This is a genomic window from Bradyrhizobium sp. RP6, assembly GCF_003837805.1.
GTDB lineage: Bacteria > Pseudomonadota > Alphaproteobacteria > Rhizobiales > Xanthobacteraceae > Bradyrhizobium.
In genome coordinates, this window is record NZ_RQIT01000002.1 from 84,466 (window position 1) to 99,586 (window position 15,121).

At 64.4% G+C, this 15,121-nt stretch carries 12 protein-coding genes; 6 read left to right on the top strand and 6 right to left on the bottom strand.

All coding sequences use genetic code 11. The features are described 5' to 3' along the window. Positions 1 to 3 precede the first annotated feature (3 nt). Both EHH60_RS05260 and EHH60_RS05265 read right to left on the bottom strand, forming a co-directional pair. Positions 4 to 1,083 carry a maleylacetate reductase gene (locus EHH60_RS05260; RefSeq protein WP_124158425.1) on the bottom strand — a complete coding sequence of 360 codons (1,080 nt, stop codon included), beginning with the start codon at positions 1,081 to 1,083 and terminating at the stop codon, positions 4 to 6. Continuing rightward, on the bottom strand, positions 1,080 to 1,403 hold the full coding sequence (locus EHH60_RS05265; RefSeq protein ID WP_124158426.1) for a Dabb family protein: 324 nt from the start codon (positions 1,401 to 1,403) through the stop codon (positions 1,080 to 1,082). Before EHH60_RS05265 ends, EHH60_RS05260 begins: the two co-directional genes overlap by 4 nt. A gap of 106 nt (positions 1,404 to 1,509) precedes the next feature. On the opposite strand from EHH60_RS05265, the gene EHH60_RS05270 reads away from it, so the two are divergent. The 5 genes from EHH60_RS05270 (at position 1,510) to EHH60_RS05290 (ending at position 7,617) form a co-directional block, all read left to right on the top strand. Next, positions 1,510 to 2,433: a LysR family transcriptional regulator gene (locus tag EHH60_RS05270; RefSeq protein WP_124158427.1), complete on the top strand. Its 924-nt coding sequence runs from the start codon at positions 1,510 to 1,512 to the stop codon at positions 2,431 to 2,433. A gap of 13 nt (positions 2,434 to 2,446) precedes the next feature. Next, the gene (xylB, locus tag EHH60_RS05275) at positions 2,447 to 3,892 is read left to right on the top strand and encodes a xylulokinase (RefSeq protein WP_124158428.1); all 1,446 of its coding nucleotides are present in this window, start codon (positions 2,447 to 2,449) and stop codon (positions 3,890 to 3,892) included. A 131-nt stretch (positions 3,893 to 4,023) separates the two neighbouring features. Further along, positions 4,024 to 5,547, top strand: a complete 1,524-nt coding sequence (locus EHH60_RS05280) for a sugar ABC transporter ATP-binding protein (RefSeq protein WP_124158429.1) — start codon at positions 4,024 to 4,026, stop codon at positions 5,545 to 5,547. Continuing rightward, positions 5,540 to 6,580 (top strand): ABC transporter permease subunit, encoded by a 1,041-nt coding sequence (locus EHH60_RS05285; protein ID WP_124158430.1) that lies wholly within the window; start codon positions 5,540 to 5,542, stop codon positions 6,578 to 6,580. The genes EHH60_RS05280 and EHH60_RS05285 overlap by 8 nt, the downstream gene beginning before the upstream one ends. A gap of 89 nt (positions 6,581 to 6,669) precedes the next feature. Then, positions 6,670 to 7,617 carry an ABC transporter substrate-binding protein gene (locus tag EHH60_RS05290; RefSeq protein WP_124158431.1) on the top strand — a complete coding sequence of 316 codons (948 nt, stop codon included), beginning with the start codon at positions 6,670 to 6,672 and terminating at the stop codon, positions 7,615 to 7,617. A 112-nt stretch (positions 7,618 to 7,729) separates the two neighbouring features. On the opposite strand, the gene EHH60_RS05295 is transcribed toward EHH60_RS05290, so the two are convergent. The 3 genes from EHH60_RS05295 to EHH60_RS05305 all read right to left on the bottom strand — a co-directional run bounded on the left by EHH60_RS05295 (position 7,730) and on the right by EHH60_RS05305 (position 12,054). Beyond that, positions 7,730 to 9,265 (bottom strand): glucosamine inositolphosphorylceramide transferase family protein, encoded by a 1,536-nt coding sequence (locus EHH60_RS05295; protein WP_124158432.1) that lies wholly within the window; start codon positions 9,263 to 9,265, stop codon positions 7,730 to 7,732. Between the two features lie 29 nt (positions 9,266 to 9,294). Beyond that, positions 9,295 to 10,470 (bottom strand): glycosyltransferase family 4 protein, encoded by a 1,176-nt coding sequence (locus tag EHH60_RS05300; RefSeq protein ID WP_124158433.1) that lies wholly within the window; start codon positions 10,468 to 10,470, stop codon positions 9,295 to 9,297. Between the two features lie 237 nt (positions 10,471 to 10,707). Next, positions 10,708 to 12,054 (bottom strand): lipopolysaccharide biosynthesis protein, encoded by a 1,347-nt coding sequence (locus tag EHH60_RS05305; protein WP_124158434.1) that lies wholly within the window; start codon positions 12,052 to 12,054, stop codon positions 10,708 to 10,710. 465 nt (positions 12,055 to 12,519) lie between these two features. On the opposite strand from EHH60_RS05305, the gene EHH60_RS05310 reads away from it, so the two are divergent. Further along, entirely contained in the window at positions 12,520 to 13,743 is a 1,224-nt protein-coding gene (locus tag EHH60_RS05310) for an FAD-dependent oxidoreductase (protein WP_199751354.1), read from the top strand. 28 nt (positions 13,744 to 13,771) lie between these two features. Here the strand turns inward: EHH60_RS05310 and EHH60_RS05315 are convergent, their stop codons facing one another. Further along, a complete protein-coding gene (locus EHH60_RS05315) occupies positions 13,772 to 14,908 on the bottom strand; it encodes a GNAT family N-acetyltransferase (protein WP_124158435.1) in 1,137 nt (378 codons plus the stop codon). Positions 14,909 to 15,121 lie beyond the last annotated feature (213 nt).

The window sequence follows — 15,121 nt, forward strand, 5'->3', positions numbered from 1 at the left end:
GCTTCAAGCCGCAGCTTTGATGGCGCCCGGCGGCTCGCCGGCCCAGGCGCGTGTAATCAGGTCACGGATGGCGTTTCGCTCGAGCGGTCGCGGATTCCAGTAGGCATTGGTGACGGCGAGGTCGGCCGCCTCGTCGATGCCGCTTTCGGGCATGCCGATATCGCGCAGCGCGACCCTCGCACCCAGCCGCTTCGCGAGTTCGAAAAGCCCCTGCGATGCATCGGCAGCGCCGATCGCGCGCGAAATGCGCGTCATCGCGTCGGGCACCGCCGGTGCGTTGTAGGCCAGCGCATGCGGCAGCACGATGGTGTGGGTTTCGGCGTGCGGCAGATCGAAGGTGCCGCCGAGCGTGTGGCAGAGCTTGTGATGCAACGCCATGCCGACGGTGCCGAGGCACACGCCGCACAGCCATGCGCCATAGAGCGCCTCGGTGCGGGCCTCGCGGTCGTCGCTTCTGGTGGCAATCGCGGGCAGGGCGCGGGCCAGCGCGCGGATGCCTTCTTCCGCCATCAGCGAGGTCACGGGATTGGCGTCGCGCGCGTAGAGCGCTTCCACCGCATGGGCGATGGCGTTGATGCCCGATGTCGCAGCCAAGCTCGCCGGCAGCGTCAGCGTCAGATCGACATCGTAGATCACAGTCTCCGGCAGGATCGCCGCATCGCGCACCGTGGTCTTCAGGCCGTTCACGGTCTGGCCGACGATCGGCGTCATCTCGGAGCCGGCATAGGTGGTCGGGATGCAGAGCTGGTTGACGCCGGTGCGCAAGGCCAGCGCCTTGCCGAGGCCCGTGGTCGATCCGCCGCCGAGCGAGACGACGCAATCCGCCTCGCACGCCTTCAGCGCGGCGAGCGCCCGTTCCGTGACCTCGACCGGCGTGTGCATGGTCGCGCCGGAAAACAGGCCGGCATAGAGCGGGCCGAGCGCGGCGCCCAAGCTCTTGCCTTGCGCCTCCTGCTGCGGCGTCGTCAGCACCAGCGCGCGTTTGCCGCCGAACCGCTCGACCTCAACCTTGGCGGAAGCCAGCGTTCCGCTGCCGAACACGACGCGGCAGGGCAGGTTTTCAAAGGTGAACGAACCGATCATGCGCCGGTCTCTTTGATGGGATAATCGACTTGGAAGCGTCCGATCCGCAAGTCGCCCAACGCCTCGCGCACGCGCAGATGTTCCGGATGGTTGGCATAGGCGGCAAGCGCCGCCTGATCCGTGAATTCGGAAAGCAGAACCACGTCGCAGGCGTAGTCGACAGCGCTGACGTCCATGCCGACTTCGATATGGGTGAGGCCGTCGATCCGGCCCTTGAGGCCCTCGAACAGGGTCTTGACCTTGAGCCGGGCGGCCGAGCGCTCCGCGGGCGTCTCCCCGCGCAGTCGCCACATCACGATGTGCCTGATCGGGCCTGACATTTCCTGATTTCCTCGCCTGCAATCTGCTTTGTTGCCGCCATTTTGCCTTGCAGAAATCGGAAATAAAGGTCAAAATTTGTAAGTCTCTTTTCCTTATTTCGCAAAAATGGACCGGCTGCTTCAACTCGAGGTCTTCTCCAAAACCGCTGAGCTCGGCAGCCTTTCCAAAGCTGCCGAAATCCTGCGGATGTCGAACGCGGCCGCGAGCCGTCATCTCAGTGCGCTCGAGGAGCGGCTTGCGGTGCGGCTGATCGAGCGCAATACGCGCCGGCAATGGCTGACCGAAGCGGGACAGGAACTGCTGCAGCGGTGCAGCACGCTCCTGAACGAGCTGGCCGAGGCCGAGGACGCGGTTTCCGACCGTGCGCTGTCGCCGAAGGGCATGCTGCGCGTGACGTCTTCGCTGTCCTTCGCGATGATCTATCTCGCGCCGATGCTGCCTGCCTTCCGCGCGCTCTATCCTGATCTCAGCGTGCAGATCATCAGCGCAAACCGCTATCTGGACTTCATCGAGGCCGGCATCGACGTCGCGATCCGCACGCGCGAGCACGAGCCGGATTCAAACATCGTCGTCCGCCGCATCGGTCAGATGCACCGCGTGCTGGCGGCGTCGCCGGCCTATCTGGAGAAGCATGGCCGGCCGGAGCATCCGGCCGATCTCGCCCGCCACAACATGCTGATCTACAATCTCGCCAACGATCCCTATTCGCTGCGGCTCAGCCAGGGCAGCACGACGCAGACCATTCGGATCGCGCCGACGCTCGACAGCAATGACGGCCAGATCATCTGTGGTGCGGCGCGCGCGGGGCTCGGCATCCTGATCCAGCCGCTCTACATCGTGCAGAGCGATATCGCGGCCGGCCGGCTGGTGCCGGTCCTGAGGGACTGGCAGCTGCCGTTGCTCACCATGAACATCGCCTATCAAAACCGCGTCAGGCTGCCGGCCAAGATCAGGGTCTTCTCGGACTTCCTGGTCAGCCACATCCGCGAGCATTCGGAGCCGGGGATCTGGATCGACGCGGCCAAGTGAGCGGGAAGCATCCATGTATCTCGGCATCGATCTCGGCACCTCGGCAGTCAAGACCGTTCTCGTCGACGATGCCCAGCGGGTGATTGCAAGCGAGAGCCGGCCGCTCGCGACCGCCTCGCCACAACCGGGCTATTACGAGCAGGACCCCGCGGAATGGATCGATGCGGCCTTCGCCACGCTGGATGCTCTGAAGGCCTCGCATGCCAGCGCGCTGGCGGCGGTCAATGGGATCGGGCTGTCCGGCCAAATGCATGGCGCGATACTGCTCGACGCGAGTTCGAGGCCGCTGCGGCCCTGCATCCTCTGGAACGACGGACGCTCCGCCGCCGAGTGTCGTATCCTGGAGCAACGCTGGCCCGCCTTGCGTGCGACGACGGGCAACAAGGCGATGCCGGGATTCACCGCGCCGAAGCTGCTCTGGGTCGCGACGCACGAGCCGGATATCTTTGCGGCGACCAGACTCGTTCTGCTTCCAAAGGCCTATCTGCGCCTGGTGCTGAGCGGCGAGACCGTCGAAGACGTCTCGGATGCGTCGGGATCGCTATGGCTCGACGTCGCGCGCCGGGATTGGTCGGACGCAAGCCTGGCCGCGACCGGACTGTCGCGCGAGCACATGCCGCGCCTGGTTGAAGGATGTGTGCCCGCGGCGAGGCTGCGCGGTGAGCTCGCGCGGCGCTGGGGTATGACTGGACAGCCCGTGATCGCGGGCGGCGCCGGCGACAATCCGGCTGGTGCCATCGGCATCGGCGCGATACGACCGGGAACCGCGTTCGTATCGCTGGGAACCTCGGGTGCCCTTCTGGCGCCCAGTGACAGGATTGCCGCCAATCCCGATCGCGTCGTGCACACGTTCTGCCATGCCATTCCCGGCATGTGGATTCAGGCCGGCGCGATCCTCTCGGCCGCCTCCTGCGTCGCCTGGGCCGCGCGCTTGTTCGGCGTCACCGAGGCCGAGCTGCTGGCGCCGCTTGGAGCGCGCCCGCGGGCGCCGTCGCCGGTGAGCTTCCTGCCTTATCTCGCAGGCGAGCGGACGCCGCACGACGATCCCGCGGTGCGTGGCATGCTGGATGGCCTGAGCCACGACACCGACCGCGGGGCGATCGTGCAGGCGGTGCTCGAAGGCGTTGCCTTCGCGCTCGCTGATTGTCGCGACGCGCTCGCGGATGCCGGCATCGCGATTGCGGAAGCCGATGTCATTGGCGGTGGTTCACGGTCCCGGTTCTGGCTCTCGGTGCTGGCGAACGTGCTGAATGTTCCGGTTCATCGCTTTGCCGGCGGTGAGACCGGCGCGGCGTTCGGTGCGGCGAGATTGGGGCGGCTTACTGTCACGGGTGAGGCAATCGGCGCCGTGTGCACGCGTCCGCAGCGCATCGAAACGTTCGAGCCCAACGCTGCACTGGTCGCTGCCTACGCCGAACGGCTTCCCGCCTGGCGCGAACTGTATCGGCCGCGCCACTAGCTGGCCTCATCTGGTTTGCATACTTCGGTATACTCGCCTTCGGTATTGCCCTGCGTCACTCGCTTTTGTTTAATGATCAAACCGCGCTAACGAGACGCGGGTGGGAAACGCATTGTGCGCCGGGAGGCACGATGAACGATCCGATCCTCGAGATGCGTGGGGTCTCGAAGACCTTCTTCGGCATCAAGGCGCTGCATTCCGTCGATCTCACCGTCTATGCCGGCGAAATTCACGCCCTGATGGGTGAGAACGGCGCCGGCAAGTCGACGCTGATGAAGATCCTGTCCGGCGCCTACCGCCCTGATCCCGGCGGCGAGATCCGCATCGAAGGAAGGCCGGTCCGGATCGAAGGTCCGCTCGGAGGCCGTGCGGCGGGCATCTCCATCATCTATCAGGAGCTATCGCTGGCTCCCAATCTCACTGTGGCCGAGAACATCTATCTGGGCCGGGAGATGTCGCGTGCAGGCTTGCTGGCGCGTGGCGCCATGCGCGAGGGCGTAGGCCCCATCGTGAAGCGGCTGGGCGCAGATTTCCTGCCATCGACGCTGGTGGCGCATCTCTCGATGGGCCAGAGGCAACTCGTCGAGATCGCGCGCGCGCTGCACGCGAGGTCGAAAATCCTGATCATGGATGAGCCGACCACCTCGTTGTCGGCTGCCGAGAGCGAGCGGCTGTTCGCGCTGATCCGCCAGCTTCGTGCCGAGGGGCTCGCCATCATCTACATCTCGCATCGCATGGACGAGGTCTACGCGCTCGGCGACCGCGTCACCGTGCTGCGCGACGGTCGGCTGGTCGGCTCGCTCGACAAGCCCGAGATCCGCGCCGACAGCATCGTTCGGCTGATGGTTGGACGCGACGTTTCCTCGTTCTACAAGAAGGATCACGATCCGGAGGCGGGGCGGGGACATCCCGTGCTCGCAGCGATCGACATGGCCGATGGCGGGCGCGTCAAGGGCTGCTCGCTCACCGTGCATGCGGGTGAGGTGGTCGGCCTCGCCGGCCTGATCGGCGCCGGTCGCACCGAGCTTGCGCATCTCATCATCGGTGCGTCACCGAAAACCTCCGGACGGCTCGAGCTGGAGGGACGTCCGGTCGAGATCCGCACGCCGGGCGAGGCGCTCGAGGCCGGCATCGCCTATCTGACGGAAGACAGGAAGGCGCTCGGCCTGTTTCTCGACATGTCGTGTCTGGACAACATCAATCTCGCCGTGCTCGGGCGTGATGCGAAGCTCGGCTGGTTCCTGGATCGTGACAAGGCGCGCGAGCGCGCCGACAGGGCCTTTGCGGGGCTCAGCATCCGCGCCGCCAATGTCGGCGTCTCCGCCGGTGGGCTGTCCGGCGGCAACCAGCAGAAGGTGCTGCTTTCGCGGCTTCTGGCCATTGCGCCGAAGGTCTTGATCCTCGACGAGCCGACGCGGGGCGTCGACGTCGGCGCCAAGTCCGAGATCTATTCGATCATCGACAACCTCGCCAAGGCCGGCACCGCGATCCTCGTGATCTCGTCCGATCTGCCCGAGATCATCGGCATCTGCGACCGCGTCGTCGTCATGCGGTCCGGGCACATCGCCGGCGAGGTCAGCCGCGGCTCGCATTCGCCGCTGGCGCAGGAAGACATCATGGGGCTTGCCACGGGGATGGAGCATCTCGATGCCTGACAATGCCGCTTCCGAGGCCCGGCCCGCTCCGACGACGACCAACGGCGCCGCCGCAGAGACAAGGCGTCAGCAGGTGAGGGGGCTGATCAGCGCGCTCGGCATGCTGCCCGTGCTGTTGATCCTCTGCATCGGCTTTCACCTGTTGTCCGAGGGCCGCTTCTTCACCGGACAAAATCTCGGTATCGTGCTGCAGCAGGCCGCCGTGAACACCGTGCTCGCCGCGGGCATGACCTTCGTCATCCTCACCGGCGGCATCGATCTCTCGGTCGGCTCGATCCTGGCGGCTTCCGCAATGGCCGGATTGACGCTCTCCAGGCTGCCGGAACTCGGAATGCTGTGGCTGCCGGCCGCGCTGCTCACGGGCCTTTGCTTTGGCGTCGTCAACGGCGCGTTGATCGCGCTCCTTCGCCTGCCGCCTTTCATCGTCACGCTCGGCTCTCTCACGGCGGTGCGCGGCCTGGCGCGATTGCTCGGAGCCGACACCACCGTGTTCAATCCATCCATTCCCTACGCCTTCATCGGCAACGGCTCGCTGACGCTCATCCCCGGCGTGGCGTCGATCCCCTGGCTCTCGGTGATCGCCTTGCTCGTCATCCTCGTCTCGTGGCTGGTGCTGCGCCGGACCGTGCTCGGCGTGCACATCTATGCAGTGGGCGGCAATGAAAGCGCGGCGCGGCTTGCCGGCATCAAGGTCTGGGCCGTGCTGATATTTGTCTATGGTGTCTCGGGCCTTTTCGCCGGGCTCGGCGGCGCCATGCAGGCGGCACGGCTTTATGCGGCCAACGGCTTGCAGCTCGGTCAGTCCTACGAGCTCGATGCGATCACTGCCGTGATCCTCGGCGGCACCTCGTTCGTCGGCGGAATCGGCTCGATCTGGGGCACGCTGGTCGGCGCGCTGATCATCGCTGTCCTGTCCAACGGCCTCATCCTCATCGGCGTCTCCGACATCTGGCAATATGTGATCAAGGGCCTGGTGATCATCGGTGCCGTGGCGCTGGATCGTTACCGGCTGCAGGGGTCGGCCAGGACCTGAGAGCGCCGGCGCGCGCCCGCTCGATGCGAATTCCGCTGCGGCAACTGGTCTGCCGCGCCGGGGACGAAGACAGACCAGGGAGGAAGTCCATGTTGAAGACGATCATGCTCGCCGGCGCCGCGACGGTGCTTGCGCTCACCACCGCGCCATCCTTCGCCAAGGACCTCAAGTCGATCGGCGTCTCGCTGGGATCGATGGGCAACCCGTTCTTCGTCGCGCTGTCGAAGGGCGCCGAGTTCGAGGCGAAGAAAACCAATCCCAACGTGAAGATCACGACGGTCGGCTTCGAATACGATCTCGGCAAGCAGGTCACCCAGATCGACAATTTCATCGCCGCAGGCGTCGACCTGATCCTGCTGAACCCCGGCGATCCCAAGGCGATCGGGCCGGCGATCAAGAAGGCACAAGGCGCGGGCATCGTCGTCGTCGCTGTCGACACCGCGGCCGAAGGCGCCGATGCCACAGTAACGACGAACAACGTGCAGGCGGGCGAGATCTCCTGCCAGTACATCGTCGACAAATTGGGGGGCAAGGGCGACGTCATCATCGAGAACGGGCCGCAGGTCTCCGCGGTCATCGACCGTGTCGTCGGGTGCAAGAACGTGTTTTCGAAGAATCCTGGAATCAAGGTGTTGTCCAGCGATCAGGACGGCAAGGGCTCGCGCGAGGGCGGTCTCACCGTCGCACAGGGTTATCTGACCCGCTTTCCCAAGATCGACGCCATCTTCGCCATCAACGACCCGCAGGCGATCGGCACCGACCTTGCGGCGCGCCAGCAGAACCGCACGGGCATCGTCATCACGGCGGTCGACGGCGCACCCGACATCGAGGCGGCGCTGAAGGATCCGCAGTCGCCGCAGATCCAAGCCTCGGCTTCTCAGGATCCGTTCTTCATGGCGCGGCGGGCCGTGCAGGTCGGTGTCGGCATTCTCAACGGCCAGAAACCGGCCTCGACCGTCGAGCTCCTGCCTTCCAAGCTCGTGACCAGGGACAACGTTGCCGAGTACAAGGGCTGGACTTCGGATCGCTCGCAGTAAGACGTCGTTGCTCGCGAGCGTCCAAGACACGAGATGACGGACGGTATCTAGATTGATGCCGGTCCGTCGCCAACGCACGTGCGCTATCTGCCATATGAGCGCGCCGCTGGCTTCAGCGGAGAGTATGCGGAGTGGTCAGGGGTGACAGAATGGCCGATGGGAAGCTGCTCGCGAAAGCACGCGTCTTGGGTTGGACGCGCGATCCGTCGATCACCTCGAGCCTGCCGCAGCGGTTCAAGGTGTGCAACTTCCTGCCGGACCATAGCGGTCCGGGCTTTAGAGAGTGGCGGACGATCTGCTTGAACTCCGTCGGCGACAGGTCGACCACCTCAGCCAGGGCGAGCGCCGCGCCGTATCCGTCGGCACAATCCTGGACCGGTCGCCACAATTTGTCATCGAGGGTGACGAAATTCCCGGCCGGCCGCGTGCTTGCGCGGTCGATCAGGACCGGATTGCTGGCGTGGGCCGACCAGGGCCCCAAGAGGCGGTCGGCGTAGTAGATCGCCAGGGAATCCGAATAGCCACCCGTGCCGTCGCGCCAGGCGCCAAACAGATAATGCAGGCCGTTGTGCCGCGTGATCGTGACGTCAGCCAGCTCGAGGCCGGAAAGGAGCGTCGCATATCGCTCCCATTTGTCCGGAAACCGAACGCATTTGTAGAGGGCGACGTCCCCGCGGGTCGAGCTCTCCGGGATCATCCACAGCGCGCCACCGTCTTCGATCAGAAACGGATAGGAGAGGTGCCAGGCCTCCTCCAGCACCGGCATCACCTCGCCGACCGGCCCCGCGTCATTGAACTCGATCGTCGAAATGATGCCTTTTCCGACGCGGTGATCGAGATCCTCAAAGAAGACGAATGTGCGCCCCTGCCACGTGATCGGAAAGGGATCGGCGTAGAAGTGGTTTCCAGGATCCCCCAGAACATTCCAGCTTGGGCCGGATAGATCTCCGGTCTGCCAGACGCCCGGGCCGTCGTTGAAGCGCCATCCGATATGCCAATGGGGGGCATAGCAGCAGAGGCGATAGATCTCCTTGGCGATCGATGCGGCAAGGCCGTGAGCGACATAGCCGACGGGTCCGCGGCGCAAGCCATCGCCGGGGGGAGGCGCCAGTTGCGGCACAATTCGCGGCCTTCCCGACAGGACCGCCGCCACCATGGTCAGGGTTCGCGCCATGACGGTTTCGAGCGCGCCGCTGAGGCCCGCGGCAATTTCTCCGGATGGATGGCCGCGGTCGAGGACCGAACCGTCGACCTCGTTGACGATGTCGATCACGGGCAGGTCGCCGGCGAGAATGGCGGCGAGGGCGGCATTTTCGCCCGCGACTCCGTTGAACAGCGGACGCAGATACAGCCGGGCAGAGCAGTCCGGATCCCGCGCGGCGCCCGAAAAATCGACGATCATGTCGGCGGTGCCGCCAAAAGCCTGCGCCCCTTCCGAAATGATCTTCAGCCTGTCTGCGCCGCCATGTTTGCCCTTGCGCAGCACCACGCGTTCGAGCTCGAACAGGGCGTCGAGACCTGCGGGCCGCGGCTCCGACGTTGGCGCCCATACAATCTGAACCGGAACGTCCCGGCCGTCGATCGACAGCGTCTCGCGGGCCATCCATTGCCGCGCGTACTCGCGTTCACAGCGGAACTCGATGATCATGTCGAACCAATCGATTTCAACGGATCATGTCAAATGACCCGGTCGAGAATACGAACGTATTCCTCCACCATGGCATCTACCGAATAGCGCAGTTTCAGACCTTTGGCGTTTTGTCGCAGTTCGTCGCTCAGGTGCTTGTCCGTCAACAGCGCGGAGACGGCTGCGGAGAGCTTCGCATGATCGGAGGTGTCGACGAAGAGTGCGGTCGGTCTCCCTTCGTAGGACAACACTTCGCGCAGGACGGGAAGATCAGTCACGACGGAGGGAACACCGGCGTTTGCGGCCTCGACGGCGGCCAGACCGAAGGTTTCCGCCTGTGTCGGAAAGACGAATACGTCCAGACTGGCCAGGAAGTCCGCCATCCGGCTGGGAGGAATCTCCCCGAGCCAATGCAGTTGGCCCGAGACGTTCAAGTCGCTCGCCAGCAGCCTCAGCCGGGCCCCGTCGGCTCCCTGGCCGGCAAGCGCAAGGTGCCAGGATGGTTGATCGGGCAAGAGACGTATCGCCATGTCGAGCCGCTTGTGCGGATGCAGCCTTGCCGCGCAGCCGAGCAGGACGCAGTCGGGCGGCAGGTTGAACCTGTGTCGTGCAGCCTCCTTCGACAGGATGAGGGCCTTGTCGTCGAAGCCGTGCGGCACATGCACCATGCGCGACCGGTAGGCCGCGGGGTAGCGCGAATATTCGCGCTGCATGTCCTTCGAATTGAGTGTGATGCAGTCAAAGAAGCCGAGGCTGCCCATGACGATGTCGGCGGTGCGAACCGGCCAGCTCATCGACAGCGCGGATGAAACCTGATTTGCGACAACCGGTGCACGGCTGACGAGGCGCGTGACGCCACCGCCGATGACGTTGCCGAAATGCTGGAAAGTCAGGACGGCGTCGGGCTTCGTGGCCCTGATATGGCGGCCGAGCGTCCGCAGCATCCGCAGCAGCGCCACCGGATTGCCTGGCCGGCTCGGCGCGCAGTAGAGCGTATCCGGCGGTTCATCGAAAGAGTCCGATTTGCGGAAGAAGAATAGATTGGTGACCCGGTAGCCGCGAGCGGTGAGCCCGGCGCCAAGAAGCCGCGAGATTTCCTGCGCACCGGCGTTCTCGGCCTGAGTTTGCGCAAGAAGCACGTGCGGTTTCGGCCCGCCGTGGTCCGGCCGCGCCAAAGCCGTCGCGCTCGTCTCGCCCAATTTCTTGTTCGGCTGATAGTGGAGCACGGATCCCGACCGTTAAAGCAACGAAATCTTCACCTTCTTAACTCCGTACCTATCATGCGGGTATCGCCCGGACATCGGCTAGCAACAAACGGAGTTAATGCGAGGCCTTTGCAACCACATCGTTTGCGCGGTATTTCCGCTGTTTCCCCGACGGCGCGCGGCGAGTGCGTTAACCAATCGGTCTTGCACGCTGCCGGCGCGTGACTGCGGATTTCCCGAGCCGCGGCCTGATGACATCTAATCGCTCGAGTCCGCGCCGCGAACTGCATAGTTGCCGCGCCTCGAAGCAGAGAAGCGCAAGAGCACGAGGACCGAAGGATCCACGCCGGATCGCCGGCGGCAGAGGATGTTCAGGGCGATGGTCGCGAGCGCGAGTGACACCGTCGCCGAAATCGCCGCGCCAAGCACTCCGAGCCAGGGAATGAGCACGATAAATCCCACGAGCCGCAGCGCGACGTTGGCGGCGACGACCGGCACATAGATTCGTTCATGGCCGGTCAGCTGCAGGATCGCAGCAGACGGGCCGCCGGCCGCCTGGATGGCAGTTCCGATTGCGAGCACGATCAACACCGAGTGCTGCGCGGTGAAATGAGGCCCGAACAGATTGAGGAGATAGGGGCCGCCGATCCAGATCGTGGCGAGACCCGCGGCAACGCAAAGCGCGGTCACTTCCGCCATCAGCCGCAACGTCCGCTCGAACTCCCGGTAGTTCTTGCTGAAATACAACGACGGAAGCCGGCGCGCGCCGAAAGTGTACAGCGCTGCGGACAGCATGGCGAAGATGTTGGCGAGGCGCGAGGCGGCAAAGTAGATTCCGGCGGTGGCCGGATCCAGCATCCAGTAGACCAGAATGACGTCGAAATACTGGTTGGCGGCTTCAAGGATGGAGGCGAGCCAGAAGTGAAGGGCGCTCGATCGCCAGCGGGACGTCTCGGTGCGGGCCGGGGTATCGCGCAAATCCGGCAAGACTCGTGCGATCGAAATGATCTGCGCCGCCAGGCCCACCGACATCGCTATTGTCATCACCGCGAACAACTCGGCGGGATCGAGCTGCCGATAGCCGAGCAACATGACGAGCAGGAACAGGACGACGATGACACGCCAGAAGAACTCGCGATTTCCTTCGCCCATGAGAATGCTGACCAGAGAGCGAGCGATCTGGCTCCCAAGCATCACTGCGGCGTTGACGGCTGTGTAGGCCGACACAGCGAGGATCAGCAGCCACCAGTCGCCTCTCATGCTCGCCACGATGGCGATCCCGGCGATCACGATCAGCATTGCGACCGAGGCAATCTTGAAGCTCGATAGGAGGACGCCTTTGGTGAGGTCCGGCCTGTCACTGACCTGATACTCGTTGAGGAATCGCACCAGCAGGGATTCCTGGCCGACCAGTCCCAGGACGGCTGCGATCTGGGCGACGGAGAGCCAGGTCGCAAAGATGCCGAAGCCGTCGGGCGACATCGTCCGTGCCGCCAGCGAGAACAATGCAAACGCGAGTACGCCGCTGCCAACCTTGAGGAGGATGGTCCCGGCAACGCCGCGCGTGACATCGCGCCGCATGAACTGGAGGATGGCTTCGATCATGGAGGTTTAAGGGGTTACGCTCCCCTGAAGAGACGTGTTCCGATACCGGCGACAACCTAGCATGCTGCAACGGCGCGAGTGTTAATGGACGAGATGCAGGATCTCGCGGGGCGCGACGATATCACTGCTACGTCGGCTGCTTCACTCTGGAACATCGTCGTCCTCATTGTCCCGGTTGGTGCAAAGTTCAGCTCGACCGACTGACGGCCTGGCGCCGCATCGACGACCGAAGAAGGCGAGATCGGCCGTTCGAATGCGGAATAGCGCGCGAGATCGGTCGCCGGGATGTCGGAACCCGGAATCTACAGTGCAACTCGAGCAAGACGCGTGCCGCAGCGGCGGCAGCGCGCCCGCCGCCTCCGGTCATTAACCTCGATCTCCGGAAACGATCGCGTTTCGCCCCGCGATGCGACAGCAGGCGAGAGAATTGCACTGGGATTGCCGTTAACCTTGGGAGCCGGAGCCTTGACGACGAATAGAGCCGTGACCGAGCCGATCGATGGGGGCGTAACGGCAACGATCGTCTCGGACGTCGCCGTTGTCGGCGGTGGCCTTGGGGGATCGCTGGCGGGGGCCGTGCTGGCGCGGGCAGGGCATCGCGTTGCTCTCGTCGACAAGCGGGCGGTCTATCCGGACGAGTTCCGGGTCGAGAAAATCGGCGGCCATCAGCTGGAGCTGTTTCGCAAGCTGGGCTTTCTCAATGCGCTCGAGGATGTCGCTTGCCGATACGATCAGGTGCTCAATATACGGGAGGGCAAGGTGGTCGATGTCAGCATGGGCCAGGCTTACGGATTTCGCTATGCCGATCTCGTCGCCATGGCGCGCAGCCAGATACCCGATCCATCCAACCTGATCGTCGACGAGGTCACGGCCATCAGCAGCAGCGACGACGTCCAGCATCTCGAGCTGGCCTCCGGACGGCGCGTCACTGCGCGCCTCGTTGTTCTGGCCACGGGCATGGCGGGAGTACTGGGTTACAGGCTCGGCATCAGGCGGCGTGTGCTGGCCGAGCGCCATTCGGTTTCGTTCGGCTTCACGATCGCTCGCCGGGACGGCACCCAGTTCGGTTTCGAGGCGCTGACCTGCTATGGCGAACGTACGGCGGATGGCATCGACTATCTCAGCCTGTTTCCCGTCCGTGCCGGCATGCGGGCCAATCTCTTCATGTTTCGCGATCCGACCGACCCGATCATGCGCGAGTTGCGTCGCCAGCCGGAAACGACGGTTTTGCGCCTGCTGCCGGGATTGCGGGACTACCTCGGCGATTTCCGCGTGACCGACCGGGTCCAGAACTGGGTGATGGATCTGACTGTCGTCGAGGGGCATCTCCAGCCCGGCGTCGTGCTCATCGGCGATGCGTTCCAGACCAATTGTCCCGCCGCCGGCACGGGTGTCGCCCGCCTGCTGGTGGACGTCGAGCGTCTTTGCACCGAATACGCGCCGCGGTGGCTTGTGACCGCAGGCATGGGCCGAGAGAAGATCTCGCAGTTCTATTCCGATCGCGACAAGATCGCGGCTGACCAGCTGTCGCTGAAGATGGCGCGCTTCCGCGAGGCTCTGACGTCCCGCAGCGACATCGGCTGGGACGTACGACGACGGTTGCACTTCCTGCGGCGCAGTCTGACACACCGCGTCGATCAAATGCACCCCGGTTGGCTCGGGCGTGTCCGTGGCGCGTTGCGCGCCTGAGTTCTGCTCCTCCTTCGCGTGCCGTCGGTCAGCGCGTGGGAGTTGGGTTGCGCGCGGGCTGGAGCCTCAAATCCGATAGCCGCTTGGCCGCCAGCTTGAGCCAGGGAGCCTGCGTCAGCGCGAAGAGGGCGATGGCGCCTGCGGCGCTGCCGGCCTGCGTGACCGCCCACATCGGCGAAGGCTGCCCGCCGAACAGTTTCTTGTATGGCTCGTCGCCAATGGTGAAATCGAGCATCTGATCTCCGCGCTCGATACAGTCCCGCGCCACCTGCTCGAACATCAGCGCGCCAAGGGATTGGCTCTTGTAGCCGGCGATGTCGAAGGCGCTCATGATGACGAGGAAGCTGCCCCGATGGCATAGTCCGAGCACGGCGGCAATCACCTCGCCGTCCATCTTCATGGCGTAGAGGCGGACAAAGGAGCCCAGGCCGCGAAGCGCGACGTCGGAATAGAAGCCGTAATATTCGGGGCGCTGCAGCAGGTCTCCGTCGCCCTGTGCGTGAAAGCGCGGACCCCGGAACTTCCTCATGACGTCCAGCGCCTCGAGCACGGACGCGCTGTCGCCGCAGCACGAGAAGCTCAGCGCGCCCTTTTTCTCGAGCTGACGACGTTTCTTTGCGAGCTCCTTCTGATAGGAGCGATCGAGCGTGCTGGCCCGCCATTGCTCGAACGGCGCGACGAGAACCGTCGCGTAGGCATTGGTGTCCATCGCTACGCGGCGGGACGCAGCCAGGAGGTCTTCGATCGGAAGCCGTGTGTCGGGCAGCTTGACCATTCGAAGCAGATCGAAAGGACGCACAAGGCGCCGAATCTGCGCGCACGCAGCCGCGTCGTCGAGCAATTGCGAGAACGCGTCCGGGCTGCAAACCGGCGCCAAATAGTCGGAAACGCGGAGGTCGGCGAACTCGACGGTTCGTAACGGACCGCGCTGGATCCGGAGCAGGGGCAGCACCATCGCGAGGGCCCCCGTCGCGCGGTGGCGGACCACGACGACCAAAGGAATTGCGCCCGTTTCCGGCGCGAGCCTGGTGTAGAGGCTATGCAGCCAGACCGGATGCTGGAACGCAGTGGCGGCCGAGCGATCGAACAGCTCTGCATATTCCGGAGACAGAAAGTCGAACGACTGCTCGATAACGATGTCGAATGTATTGCTAAGCTTGTTCATGAGCAATCAATGAAACCAGGTCGATTTTGCGAGCGTCGATCGCGCGTGGCCGGGCTTATAGCAAGGTCGTTACGGGGCAGACATCGGCAGCGTGCGATTTGCATTATTGCGTTTGGCGACGTTCGTATCGTTACCAAATTCTTAAAATGTCGGAGGTGCGTGGACCCCAGCGCTGAGGGTGGGATCGTGCGCGGCCGGCTTGATACCAGATAT

Excerpts from the sequence above, each read along its gene's own strand:
- EHH60_RS05260 (WP_124158425.1), bottom strand. The coding sequence starts at position 1,083 with ATGATCGGTTCGTTCACCTTTGAAAACCTGCCCTGCCGCGTCGTGTTC.
- EHH60_RS05265 (WP_124158426.1), bottom strand. The coding sequence starts at position 1,403 with ATGTCAGGCCCGATCAGGCACATCGTGATGTGGCGACTGCGCGGGGAG.
- EHH60_RS05270 (WP_124158427.1), top strand. The coding sequence starts at position 1,510 with ATGGACCGGCTGCTTCAACTCGAGGTCTTCTCCAAAACCGCTGAGCTC.
- xylB (WP_124158428.1), top strand. The coding sequence starts at position 2,447 with ATGTATCTCGGCATCGATCTCGGCACCTCGGCAGTCAAGACCGTTCTC.
- EHH60_RS05280 (WP_124158429.1), top strand. The coding sequence starts at position 4,024 with ATGAACGATCCGATCCTCGAGATGCGTGGGGTCTCGAAGACCTTCTTC.
- EHH60_RS05285 (WP_124158430.1), top strand. The coding sequence starts at position 5,540 with ATGCCTGACAATGCCGCTTCCGAGGCCCGGCCCGCTCCGACGACGACC.
- EHH60_RS05290 (WP_124158431.1), top strand. The coding sequence starts at position 6,670 with ATGTTGAAGACGATCATGCTCGCCGGCGCCGCGACGGTGCTTGCGCTC.
- EHH60_RS05295 (WP_124158432.1), bottom strand. The coding sequence starts at position 9,265 with ATGATCATCGAGTTCCGCTGTGAACGCGAGTACGCGCGGCAATGGATG.
- EHH60_RS05305 (WP_124158434.1), bottom strand. The coding sequence starts at position 12,054 with ATGATCGAAGCCATCCTCCAGTTCATGCGGCGCGATGTCACGCGCGGC.
- EHH60_RS05315 (WP_124158435.1), bottom strand. The coding sequence starts at position 14,908 with ATGAACAAGCTTAGCAATACATTCGACATCGTTATCGAGCAGTCGTTC.